Genomic DNA, 13544 nt, shown 5'->3' with positions numbered 1-13544 from the left:
TGCTGCTTGTAGTCAGGCAGCGTGTGCTGATGAAACAGGCCGTTGCGGTCTCGTGGCACCTGGATTTCAATTTTGCCAAACTGCGTATCCACCTTGCGAAAGTAGGCACCGTTCCTAGAATTGCCGGTATTCCAGCCGTCTCTTGCATAAGGATTATAACCTAAAAAGGCAGTTAATTCAGCTTCTAACAAGTCATTAACTGCTTGTTGTAATTCTTTACGCAATAAATCATTAATTTTGTCTTGATTGAATAGAGCTTGAGCCATATTTTTGGTAAAATCATTCATGAAGGAGTTCTTCTTTCTGTATGTGTTTTTTGTTCAAACCAATCATACGAGAAAGGAACTCCTTTTTCTAATATTTTAAGAAATTAATTTAAGGAATCATTCATCCTTACACAAACTATTTTACAGTCTCAGAATAAAATACATTAAACACGTAAATATATAAAATAAGGTAATTATTTTTAATAAAAGAAAACATACTAACCTAGTGTTGGATTATGAATCGACGGATTCATGATCTGGCACTTTTTATTTTGTCTAAAATAGAAAGTGAAGATAAAGCAAATAAAGTCTTGGTTCTTTTGGACGTGTAACGTCGCAAAGAAAACGGACTGCTTTACCGCCTATTTATAAGTCTCTTCGAAGTCTGTGGGCACTTGATGCCGAGTTCAGAAAATGAGAATTAATAGGTTGATAAAACTGTTTGTCTTCACTTGGAGGTTAGAATGATGAAACAAAATATTATCTTTGGCATTGATGTTAGCAGTAAATCGTCTACAGTTTGTGTAGTAATTGATCGAATTAAGCAAGGTGAAACCTTTAAGATTACTAATGATTCCTTTGGCTATCAAGATCTATTGGATCGTTTAAATCAATACTTGATCACGCCTTTAGTAGTTTTTGAAGCTACGGGAGTTTATTCATTGAGTTTACAGGCTTTTTTAGAAGATTATCATATCAAGTATTTAAAGCTTAATCCCTTAAAGGCTAAGAAGCTGATGGACAATAATCTAAGGCATAATAAAACCGATAAAGTTGATGCTTATCGGTTAGCTTTAATTCAATTCAATGCGCCACAAAAATTGCGTGCTCCTCAACCTAAGGAATATCATGAACTGCAAAATGCGAGTCGTTATTACGAAGAGCTTACTCAAGCCCTGATAATCAATAAAAATCAGCTCCATCGTAATTTGCAGTCTACTTTTCCTCAGATAGAGAGTATCCTTTCAACTTCATCTGGCAGAGTTTATTGGACGATTGTCAGCTTATTCCCGCATGCCCAATATGTTTTAAATCACAATGAAAACCAGGTCTTTCAAAGTTTGTTGGCCATTTCAGGAATTGGCAGACAAAGAGCTCATTATTTAACAACTAGGCTCTATGCCTTAGCCAGACAAGCTTATCCATATGACAATGAAAGCAGTATTACTATTCGAGCAATTCAGCGTAATATTGCCAATTTGCTTTCTCTAAGTGCCGAAAGAGATAATGTGATCAATTATATGGAAAAGCTTGCTATGCAAGCAAATGCACGGTCTTTGAATATCTATGAGAGTATTCCTGGCATTGCCAAAACTACTGCTGTTAGGTTGGTAGCCGAATTAGGTGATTTAAGACGGTTTGATACTTCAGCCCAAATTGATGCCTTTGTTGGCATTGATCCAGGCCGCTATCAATCAGGTGAAAAGGACAGTCATTTAGGAATAACCAAACATGGCAATCACTTAGCTAGAAAGATTCTTTATCGAACAATTACTCAAATGGAAACTGTCAAAGCTACTCAGCCTTGTCATATCACTGATTATTATGATAAGAAAAAACGATCTTCAAATAGCCGGGGCTATAAGAAAATCGCCATTGCATCAGTTCATAAACTGATACGTACAATGTTTGCTCTTATCAAACATGATCAATTATATGATTACAACGTAGCCACACATAACCAAAGACTTTAGTTGAAATCAAATGATCAACTTCAGTATAACAACCTATGAAAAAACTACAAGTACTCATAGGCTTATTTGTGTTACATATAATTATTAATAAATTTAGTTTTCTAACTTAATTAGCTTCATTCGTACCAATAATTCTAATAAAATAATCTATTAAATTATTGATATTACTTGACTTAAGGTAGAAAAAGAACCAAACAGCCTTTTAATGGCCGCTTGATTCTATTCATTTACTCTCTATCAACAGGATTTGACAAAGAGCCGATAATCTTCGTTAAAAAACGTTGATATATCAATCTTTTTTATAATTTTTTACTTAATTCAAAAGTTATTCTTATACAGTCGCTTAATTTTGTTATCCAAGATGAATTTCACGGTTAAACATCTGATGCATTTCTTCACTAAAGTTATGAGCGATGAAGACAATAGTTGCTTTACTTTGCATCAACTTCTTCAAAATCTCAATTGTCGCTTTTTGATCAATTGCACTAGTACCTTCATCAATTAAAATAATATCGCTATCATGAATCTTAGCTCGTGCCAAAACAATCTTCTGTCTTTGACCACCAGAGACATTTAAATGATCCAAATCAACCTTTTGTTGATCACCATTTTTAAATTTCTTAACGTCATCAGTCAAGTCAACTTCAGAAAGTACTTGATCAACTTTTTGATTCAACTTGGAATCAAACATTGTAACATTATCCGCAATCGTAACTGGAAAAAGTCTTGGCGTTTGAGCAATGTAACCAATTTTAGCTAAATTAGGATCTATCTTGTTATTGTCTTTATCAAAGTAAGTAATTGTGCCAGTTGCTGGTTTTAATTCGCCTAGAATTAATTTAAATAAAGTGGATTTCCCTGTTCCTGAATCTCCAGTAAGTAGAATCTTTTCACCTGCTTTAACAGAAAAGTCAGGAAAAGCTATTTTTTCTCCATTAGGGAAAGCCACACTAAGATTCTTACCTGAAAAGGCTACAGCTGTTCCCAACTCATTTTCTTTCTGTTGTTCAATTGCATTACTATCTTCAGCTATCTTGGCATTTAACGGCTTAGTAGATTTTATCTGTCCTCTATAATTGCCTAAATATTGTAAGCCAGTGGCCATATAAAATTGCAAATTACCCACAGTGGTAATCGTACCAAAGACAACCAATTTATTTGCAATTAGGACAGCAGTAAAGGCAAACAGTGCCAACATTAGTAAACTAGAAACTAAGCCATTCATAACAGCTAGTCTTTGATTAATTCTGGTTTGCTGAACCTTAGATTCTTGTACCTCTTGTGCCGCCTCGTCCATTACTTTGAAAAGATGACCGCCAGCCATGTATCTCTGCAATGTATTCAAACCGTTAAGCCATTTTTCTGCAACATCCAAATATTTTTTATTTGAATCTGAAATCTTAGAGAAAGCTGCTTGAATTGGTTTGGCAATTAATTGTGGCAAATAAATAGAAATTCCCACCAATACCAAGGTTACTAGCAATAGACTCCAGTGAATCAATAATAAGACAATGACTGCAAACAAAATGTAGCAAGCCATTTGTACGCTTCTAAAGAAGTTGAGAAGATAATTTTCATTGGTATTTTTCAAGTCAGTAGTCAATCGGTTCTGCATCGCTGCCACAGTATGATCTTGTCCATCAAAATAGTAATGTTTAATCGTATTAGCTCTAACCTGATGATTATAGTTTTGAATCTGCTTAGTAGCTAAGTAATTGCTACTAGATTGTGTAAGGTTAGTGACCAGCAAGATTAACAGCTCACCAGCTGTTAACCACAGCCACAATTTTAAATTGCGGTTAGACAAAGCTGTTACTTCATACATTAATAAATAAGATTGTCCAATAGCTGACAAAGGGATCAGAACGTAAGAAATAGTAGCTAAAATAAAGCGTAAAGGATTTACTCGATATAATTCCTTAATTGTCATTGCTCTTCACCCCTTTTAAATGAATCTCACGATCAAACATTGCCCGTAAATTCTGATCAAAATTGTGGGCAATCAAAATTAAAGTTACATCTGACTTTAACAGTTCTTGCAAAATCTTCTTAGTAGCTTCACTGTCAATCGCACTGGTCGCCTCATCCATCAAAACAAACTTGCTATGATGAATTTGACTTCTTGCTAAAACGACCTTTTGTTTTTGCCCACCTGACAAGTTATCTTTATCTAAGTCAACAGCTGTTTCTAGGCCATCCGGGAATTTCAGAATATCTTTCTTTAATTGAACCTTTTCAACAAACTCTTCAACTTTTGAGTCTAAAGCAGAATTGAACATCGTAATATTATTTTGAATAGATTCTGGGAAAAGAATAGAATCCTGCGCAATATAACCGATCTTACCTAGATCCGGCTTAATCACCTTACCGCTGGAATCTTTAAATACAACTGTCCCTGATTTTGGCTTGAGTTGGCCAAGAATTACCTTAAACAGAGTTGATTTTCCGGTGCCACTATCTCCGGTTAAGAGAACCTTCTCACCCTGTTTAATCTTAATATTAGGATAGTGAATCTCTTCCCCGTGTTCATACTTTACATCTAGATCATTAATGTCTAATTCAGCTAAATCATCACTAAGCTTCTCAATATTTTTAGGAACTGCTTTTTCTAGTTTCTTGGTTTCTTCATTAACAGACTTAACCGACTTAAGTTGTGTCATTGCCTGTTCATAAATCCAGATAGCATTAAAGATTTGACTGGCAAAATCACCTACAACTAAGGCAGCACCAATGGTCATCTTTCCTTGGAAGAATAAAACGCCAGCCCATAATGAAATAGCAATTTGAGAAATAGTATTAGCTAGACTACTAATAAAAAGAGAAAGAGATTGAACCTTAGCACTATGAATATTACTACCTTCAAAATTACTATCAGTTTTATTCATAGTTCTAAAAAGTTCACTAAAAGAACTGTATCTTCTAAGTTCCTGGATTCCACCAAGCCAATGGTCAATAGTTTTTAATAATTTACTATTTTCAATAGAAACTTGTTGATTAGCCTTGCTAGTGGCTTTTTCCATAATTCTAGGAGTAAGTAGATTAAGAATTGCAAGGATGGCTGTCAAAATTACTAAAGTCCAATTCAACTGAACCAAAACGCCGATGGTAAAGATTAAAGTAAAACTATTGCTAATGAGCGTTTGCACTGGTGTAGCATAATTGTCCGTCAACATATCAAAATTATTGCCTAGCTCATTCTGCATTTCAGTCACAGTTTGATCGTTTTTCTGATAAAAATGATGAACAATTTTTTGTCTGAGAAGACCAATGTAATCTTGAACTTGATGAGAATAAATTGTTTGGACAATAGCATCAAGAATAATACTAATAATACCTGCCCCAATCATCACTACAAAAAAGGATAATGATGTATTTAAATTTCCTTTTACTAAGGCATCCGTTGCTGGTTTAAAAAAATAGCTGGCCGCTGTATTTAAGCCAGCGACTAGAATGAATAATAAAAAGATTAAAGCAAATCGCCATTTTTGACTCTTAATCAGTCCACTTATTGTCATTCTTACTACCTCCTCCGAACATAAACTAATAGTAAAAAAATAATCGAAGTATGAATACTTCGATTATTTAAATATTAATTATTAATAGTACATTTGTAGCTGAACCAAGGTCCACTACCTTCTACAACATCTTGTACTTCAACTAATTTTTGTAATTTATCTAATTCTTCCATGATAATACCTCCGTAAATTAAAATATAAATTAAAATATTTTTTAGAAATATCAACTTGGTAGCTTAGATTGGTAAGTTGCTTAATTAATATTTGATTTAAGTATACGACGATTTAATAAAATGTCAATAATTTTTATTGAAAATATTGATTGACTTTTAATATTTTCTGAAGTATTTTATAAAAAACTTCAAGGGGGTAATTATATGACATCTTTAATTAATAATAAGACATTATTAAATCTGCAAAATAAAATATTCACTACAGATTTATTGCCAGACAATATTATTCAATCTTCTCTTTTTGATATTACTCGTGATAAAAAACACTATTTTCTTCAATTTAACCTTTCCGACAAAAAGCTACCTCATCAAGGGTTTAAAATTCATGTTTCTTGTACTGAAGAAAATTTCCAAAGTATATTGAATACAATATATAATTTTTGCATTCAACATAAAGTGAGCTTCAAATATATTTCGAATTTAGAAAATTTATTAAACAATCTATCAGGTAAATCTTCTATCTGGAGCAGCGGAAAATTTATAACTATTTATCCTGAAAGCCTTTCAAGTTTTAAAGAGATAATTACCCAACTTTACTCACTAAAGGCATTTCAATTAAAAAAAGGTATTACTATTTCTTCAGATAGACGTTACAAAGACTCTAATATTTTATTTTATAGATACGGAATAATTTCAGGACCTGATGTTAATATATATAACCCTAATTCTCATACCATTGAATATCGGGACTATACTCAAACCACTTATAAATTACCCAGTTGGGTAAAAGAACCGTTCCCAGACAATATAGACGATAAAAAAACGAGTAAATACTTATTTAAAAGTATAATTCCTTTCAAAGCATTGAATGCTCGAGCATCTGGTTCTACATTTTTAGCTATAGATAAACGAAAGAATAGAAAGATCGTATTAAAAGATGCAAAGCCTGGTTTTTCAGAAGGTGGAATTAGTGTAATTACGTCTCTAAAAAATGAGGAACGTAATTTAAAGAAACTGGCAAAATTTAATTTTATTCCTAATTATTTAGGATCTTTTACTGAAGATAAAGATTACTTTCTCTGTGAACAACAGATGCCAGGAATTAGTATAGATGCTTTTAGAGCAAATGGAAATAAAGATTTTTTAGACTCAAATCAGCGAAAGAATACTATTCAGATTTATAAAAATGTAATCACTGATATAATTTCAAAACTGAATGAATTACATAAAAATAATATTTTCTTAGGTGATTTATCAAGTACAAACATACTAATTGATGAAGAAAAACAAACTAGTAGTTTTATTGATATAAGTCAAAGTTTTAACGTAAAAGAAAATAAAGGCAAGACATTGTCTTCTTTCAGAACAACTGGATTTTATGATAAAAATATAGATATTTTACCTGCACTTGAGCAAGATAATCAACAATTAGGATATATCATAATTTCAATGTTCTGCCGAGCAAATATGTTTTTATTTATCGATAAAACAGGCGAGATGACTATTAACTTTTTTAAGAAGTATGCATCTTTAAATCAAATACCTAAAATATTTGTAAATGTCGTTACAAAACTAATAAAGGAGCCTAATCTAGATTTAACAAAATTACAAGATTTATTAAGTGATGATAAATATTATCCATATACTATGAATGATGATATCTATAGCATTAATTCATTTGAATTAAGTCTACAAAAAAATATATATTTATCCCAACTAAATCACTTAAATTTTGTAGAAGAAAAGTTAACTTCAATTGATTCTAATACTGATTTTATCTTTAGTGACAAATTGCAGTTTGTTGTAAAAAATATTATTAGAAATAATAAAGTCACATTTGAAGAAGACATACAAAATAAACTAATTGACTCAGTAAAACTATTAAATCATTTATTAGTAAACAATTTAACTGATCCTCAAATTAAACAATTATCTATTCAAAACATTTTTGCATTACTTTTATGTTCTATCATACAAGCAAAACCACAGCATAAAGAAGACATTAAGGCATTAATTCACGCTGTCAACATATCATACCAGTATAGTTCACCTACAGAAGGTATTTTCTACAAAACTACTTTACTTTCTAATCGCTTATCTCCATACTTGTCAGACGGTACTGCGGGAATGTTAATGATACTCCTTAAATTTAAAAAGAAATTTCAAGATAGCACGTATGATAATGAAATATATAAATTATCTGATACGTTAGGAAAACACTATATGCCCCAAAATGCATCATTAATGCACGGGCTAAGTGGCATTTTATTAGGGTTAATGAATTATACAAAAGTATTTCATAATAATGGTTTCACTGATTTTATAAAAGAGAATATTCAAACTCTCCCATATTATGCTTTTCATTTCAATAATCAAAGTATAATTGTTAATCCGTCTTTTCAAACTTTAGATATCAACTTCGAGAATGGAAATAAAGGTATAATCTACGTTATCGATTTAGCTAAAAAAATGAAAATTATTAGTTAGCTTACCCTTTAATATCAAATTTTTCTAGAAAATAAATATAGTTCTAATGCCTTGTAATCCGTTAACATTTAACGATAACTACTCGTAATCTAAGCCTTAGTCTCTGACTAAACTAGATATATACTAAAGTAAATAACTAGTATTGATAAGTTTATTAACTAACGCAACCACTCGTTAAAAGAGTGGCTGTTTTTATTGGGTAATTAAATTATGAAGAATCAATAGTATCATATATCTTTCTTAGTTCTGTTTTTCAGTCATTTTCGTCCTATAAGATTAGAGGGGAGGCAAAAATTAGGTTCTCAAATCTGTAAATAAAATATCACTTAAAACGAATTGTCATTACTTTAGCCAAACTGACTATAAATATTAGGCTTGAGATAATTCAATTTGATCAGAATTTTTAATAACTACTATAAATTAACTGGATTAGATAAGTTTTTAGCCCCCTACTAATAATGAAAATCATACAAGCATAGATATTGATAATGAACTTTGTGCTATCTGGGTTGCACAAAGGAGAACTAATAATACCTATTCCAAGTTTTCAAATGGATCTACCATAGAAATTTGTCATATCAATAGCTTAAGCGATTTTGTTAACTGATAAATAATTTAAAAATTAGACTAAAAAACAACAAAAGGTGATGCCAGGTCTACTCAGGGTGACCTCAGGTGCATTAATAATTCTTGTTTGGATCTCTCTGATGTATCGTTTAAACAACAATCATAGTTATCTCACAATCAGGTAAAGAACGCTCTCAAGGGGACGACATTAATATCTGAAAATCCTGATGATCAGCATATTAATTCATATCCATAATGAGTCACTTTGAATGCTCCATTGATTAATGAGCTTCTGAGTGTCTTTTTTTGTTCTAAATTATCCATTTTTTCTCCTTTTTTAAGTTCCAAAATAAGTTCCAAAATCGAAGTGCTGTAGAGACACATTTTCCGGTATTTAAAATCGTCTAGAGCCTTGCATATTCTAGCTTTCAGAGTTTTATCCAAGTTCTGAATTAGAAGTGCTACTCTTATACATATTTCAACCCTAATTTAGGAGGTATTTTATGTTTGTTTATAGTCCTAAACGATTTAAAGGCTCTTTGTCTTTGTCAGAAAATGATATGCAGTTATTACAGCTAATATGCAATTTTGGTTTTGTTAATGACAGCCAGTTAGATATGCTGTATTCAATTGTTCAACACTATCCAACCAGGTTTTTCCATCCCATTTTACTAAAATGGTGCCAATATTCTGGTCTGCTTCAAAAAAAGAAGAAACCCCTACATCCCAGCAGTAGCTCTGTTCTCCGCAATGTTTATATTCCTACTAAGAATTGCCGTGCTTTCCTGAATGCTAATGGTTTTGTGCTTGGTGATGATCCTCTTGTAGCAATTAACAGCCACAATGAGCAAGCAATTGAGGTTGTAGTACAAGGTCTCTATACTGCAATGTTTAAGGCTTCTGCTTATAATCTCTACTCTGCTTATTTAGGATCTAAGTCTAGTTATAGGCTTTTAGTGAATCCAGAAAGGTCAATAAGAAAGGTGCATCCCGAAAGGGACAACCAGATTAACCAGAAGAACCAGATATTGTTGAATCCAGAAGGTCTTAGGCTACCAGAGAGTTTCAATCAGTTTAACCAGATAACTCAGATGGAGCATCCAGAAAAGACAGCCAGAAGTAGTAAAGCCCCCACTTTTACTGCATCTAATCCACTGTGGTACAAGAGACATTTTGCATTTATGCGGTCTATCTCTAATACCCCTATTGATAAGTACCTATCATAACGCTAATAATACTTTTACAAAGAAATATACTAATACCCCTATTGATAAGTACCTATCCCTAATAACAGTAAGTCTCTATGACTCTTTATTGGATGGTTCTATTAGTAGTAAGGATATTAACTCTATTAGTAATAGCTACTCCCTAAGGCATAAGAACACTACTGGTATTGCTAACAAGGATGACAGTAATAAAGGAACCTTATCGAATTCATTTAGTAGGACTGGTATTAATGATACTGGTGATAGTGTTTTAAGAGGCGCTGGGAAGCTTAAGGTTAAAGGCTTGGAGTCGAAGAAGCTGATTGACAGTTCTGATTCTAAGGATTCTGGGTTAAATTCTTCTGATTCATTTGTTAATGAAGGCTCTAAGCCTAAGCGTGACAAGCCTTTGATTAGATTGGACAAGCTTTTGGATGATGTTTCTGAATTACTTAGTCCGGTTGACAACTCTGAATCTAAAAAGGTTAATAAGCCTCATGCTAAGAGGGATGCACATAAAGCCCAACGGTCTGCTGGTAAAGAGCAGGGTCTTAATCAGAGTCAGCTAGAATTGGACAAGCTTTTAGACAGTGCCCTTAGCAATGACAATGAAAAACAAACTGATACATTGAGGGAACATCTGGAGACAAGTGGTGACAGTTGGAACCATTTAAATGGATTAGCTGATAAAGCCAACAATACCAACGGTTCCAGCAATTTAGACAAGCCTAAAAGTGATCAAAAATATAAGTCTGAGGTGCAAAACGGTACTTTTCGGGGACAAATGGTAACAAATGGTGACACTTGTAAGCACTTATCTAAAAAAGGTGCAAAAGCTAATAGTATCAAGGGATTAGGTGATATTTCGGATGATAGCAATTTTCAAATTAAAGCTACAAACGGAACTATTAGGGAACTTCTGGAGACAAGTGGTGACAGTTGGAACCATTTAAAAGAATCTGTTGATAAAGCTATTAATACCAACGGTTTAGCGCATTCTAATACCAATGATGGAAACAGCAATAAAGTGAAAATTAGGGACTTTCAGGGACAAATGGAAACTAGTGGTGACACTTTGGTGAATTTAGCTAAGTCAGCCCAAATTAAGGATTCAAATAGTGATTCCCACCCTAAACAGATAAAGAATACCCCAAAGAGGGATGCACCTGTTTTAGATAACTCCAATACTAAAGATCAGCATATTAGTCAAAGCCAGGCAGAACTAGACCGTCTTTTAGATAGTGATAATGCTGTCAAAGAAAGCAACAATACCAAAGTCAGAAACGATGAACAGACAGTGAAAGAAACACAAGCTGTTTCTACTAAGAATTCTGATAGCAAAACGCTTCATTCTGATATCAGTGCGGTGAATATAGCAAAACTCAAAGATAAAAAGCACCAAATTGACAGCAATCTGAAGCATTCTGATACCACTCTGCATCAAAGCGATAGCAAAGTGGCAAAAAAAGGGCAATCTCAAAATAAAAAACATCAGAATGACGGCAAATTGCATCAAACTGATGTCAAAACGGAGAAAAAAGGCTATCCCTATTCAATTTCAAGCGTGCCATACCCTATCCAGCTTGCTGATCCAGATTTATTAAAGTCCGATAATGACTACTCAGAATTTGTCGCTGCTACTCATCTTAAATTGAAAGCCCTGCTCCAAAAACCAGAAAGCCAGGCGAGTGCTTTTCGATACCCTACGGAAAATCCTGATAATTTGCTCAGAAATATCAATCTGCTCAGCAATCCAGATTTCGACCCTACCCTGCTCGACACCAGCAGCTTCAAAAATCAATATGACTATCGAAAATACACTTTCGTGGCTGATGAAGTCGTTAGCTTTTATCGCAATGACCGCAGACAGGAAATTTTTATAGAACAAGATAATCGAACCGAAGCTAACGGTACGCAAATCCAAAAGATCTTAAATTACATTAGCTATGCATTAGAACACCCTCAACGGGATATTCTGCTAGTCATTTCAATTACTGATGGTTCTTTACCCACGCCTAAAGTTACTAAATATGGCAACATTGGTCGTAAACTTGCTTCATTATCCAGTAAATTTTTAAAGTCATATTTACGTGATCAAGACGGTGAACGAGTATTTTTGTCTGAAATGTACAAGCAAGCTAATAATTTAAAGATTGTTTTGACTGGCGTATCTGAAGCTCAGATTGATCTGGCTCAATTCTTACTCGGCAGCAATCATTCAATGGATTACTACCAAACCATCAAAGAATACGTGGCAGAAATTAACAGGAACTCTCAATGGAATGCGACCTTTGAACTTTCTAAAGAATTTAAAGCTATTATCAGCGATCCTAAGCTGGCTACTCAGACATGGGATAAATTGAGTTCAGTCAATGAAAGCTCTCCTGCTAAGGGGATATGGCGCTATCTCGATACAAAAGGTGCATCCCCAATATTGGGAACTATTCATTACAGAAATAAGTTATCTCGTCAAAAATACATTCAGCTCATCATTGCCCAACAAGTTACGACTATCCAAAACCTAACCGATGAAATCAAACTCCTCCGTGAACAAGTAGCCTACCTAACGCAAAAGCGTTACAGCAAGTAGTCTTCCAAACAAATTCCAATAGCTGGCCCAACCAGCTTATTCGATGAGTCCAAAGAACAAGCAGATGACGAAGAGCGTCCCCGACGCCGCCGTTCAGACTATTACTTATAAATAAAGAGCTCATCAAAGAAATCGGGCTGATCTACTGGACGCTTTTCCAGCAGAAGAAGTTCATCATGAATTAGGCGATAAACATTGCCCTGACTGTCATAATGAACTTACGGAAATCGGCAGCTATTCGCTTCGTCAAGAGTTGCTCTTAATTTCAGCACAAATAAAACGGCTAGACCATATCCAGCATGCCTACAAATGCCAACATTGTAGTCAAACGAACTTGAGCAACACAATCATTAAAGCAACCAATCCTGCATGCCGATGAAATTACTATACCGTCTTAGAAAGCAAAACAGCTAAGACTTATTATTAGATCTTTCTTTTTGGCAAGCATGATGATTATGGCATTACCTTGTATCATCATGACCCGCACCGTAGTGGTCAGGTTGCCCTGGGCTCTCGGCTACCTGCTTGCGACATGTGGGGTGCTTATCTACAATTGTCCGAAGCCACTTTGGTTGGTTGCTAGACACACATAAGAAGAAATTTTTTCAAGACTGTGTCGCAAAACGTATCAGAAAAATCGCTGGCTAAGCAAATTTTTAAATACTGCAATCAAATGTTTCAGTTATATAATATATTTACGCGTGGTGCTAGTTAAATCGTTTTAGTTAATATAGACTCAAGTTGTAGTATCAAAAAGAAAAGAGTCTGATCTGATTGAACTGCCTTAAGCGTTTTAGCCACCATTTACAAGTTAGTTTTAAAGATTTAGTGATAATTTGTCGGCACTGGTATCGTTTGTATGCACCGGCTGAGTTTACTCATCGGCGAAATATTGATCAAATTAAAACTACGGACAGTCTGATTTTGGCTTTACTTATCTGGCAAGCTAAGACAGGAATTGAATCACAAAGAAGATTCTGTGAATGTTTCAATTGTTTATCACACTCACGTTTTAATCGACGTTCACGTCAGCTATTGCAATTGATT

At 33.7% G+C, this 13544-nt stretch carries 6 protein-coding genes and 3 pseudogenes; 6 read left to right on the top strand and 3 right to left on the bottom strand.

The annotated features are described in order from the left end of the window. A partial coding sequence (locus BLP58_RS09990) for an IS256 family transposase (protein WP_042754183.1) occupies window positions 1-287 on the bottom strand: 287 nt, incomplete at its 3' end. A gap of 443 nt (window positions 288-730) precedes the next feature. Here BLP58_RS09990 and BLP58_RS09985 point away from each other — a divergent pair. Next, the gene (locus tag BLP58_RS09985) at window positions 731-1960 is read left to right on the top strand and encodes an IS110-like element ISLhe4 family transposase (RefSeq protein ID WP_013854585.1); all 1230 of its coding nucleotides are present in this window, start codon (window positions 731-733) and stop codon (window positions 1958-1960) included. Window positions 1961-2312: 352 nt separating this feature from the next. Here BLP58_RS09985 and BLP58_RS09980 read toward each other — a convergent pair whose 3' ends face one another. Both BLP58_RS09980 and BLP58_RS09975 read right to left on the bottom strand, forming a co-directional pair. Beyond that, window positions 2313-3890: an ATP-binding cassette domain-containing protein gene (locus tag BLP58_RS09980; RefSeq protein WP_013854584.1), complete on the bottom strand. Its 1578-nt coding sequence runs from the start codon at window positions 3888-3890 to the stop codon at window positions 2313-2315. Further along, window positions 3880-5475, bottom strand: a complete 1596-nt coding sequence (locus BLP58_RS09975) for an ATP-binding cassette domain-containing protein (protein ID WP_013854583.1) — start codon at window positions 5473-5475, stop codon at window positions 3880-3882. The genes BLP58_RS09980 and BLP58_RS09975 overlap by 11 nt, the downstream gene beginning before the upstream one ends. Window positions 5476-5852: 377 nt before the next feature. Between BLP58_RS09975 and BLP58_RS09970 the strand changes: the two genes are divergently transcribed. From BLP58_RS09970 to BLP58_RS09950, 5 genes and pseudogenes are all read left to right on the top strand, one after another. Beyond that, on the top strand, window positions 5853-8135 hold the full coding sequence (locus BLP58_RS09970; protein ID WP_013854581.1) for a class III lanthionine synthetase LanKC N-terminal domain-containing protein: 2283 nt from the start codon (window positions 5853-5855) through the stop codon (window positions 8133-8135). 1070 nt (window positions 8136-9205) lie between these two features. Next, window positions 9206-9928, top strand: coding sequence for a hypothetical protein (locus BLP58_RS09965; protein ID WP_013854580.1), 723 nt, complete (start codon window positions 9206-9208; stop codon window positions 9926-9928). Between the two features lie 2458 nt (window positions 9929-12386). Then, window positions 12387-12608: pseudogene (locus BLP58_RS09960) on the top strand (IS66 family transposase). Then, window positions 12562-13182: pseudogene (locus BLP58_RS12770) on the top strand (IS66 family transposase); the annotation flags it as partial. The pseudogenes BLP58_RS09960 and BLP58_RS12770, both read left to right, overlap by 47 nt. Before the next feature lie 89 nt (window positions 13183-13271). Further along, window positions 13272-13544: pseudogene (locus BLP58_RS09950) on the top strand (IS982 family transposase); the annotation flags it as partial.

This window comes from Lactobacillus kefiranofaciens (assembly GCF_900103655.1).
Lineage (GTDB): Bacteria > Bacillota > Bacilli > Lactobacillales > Lactobacillaceae > Lactobacillus > Lactobacillus kefiranofaciens.
The sequence above is the reverse complement of the archived record's forward strand: the minus strand, read 5'-3'. Positions and strand labels throughout refer to the sequence as shown.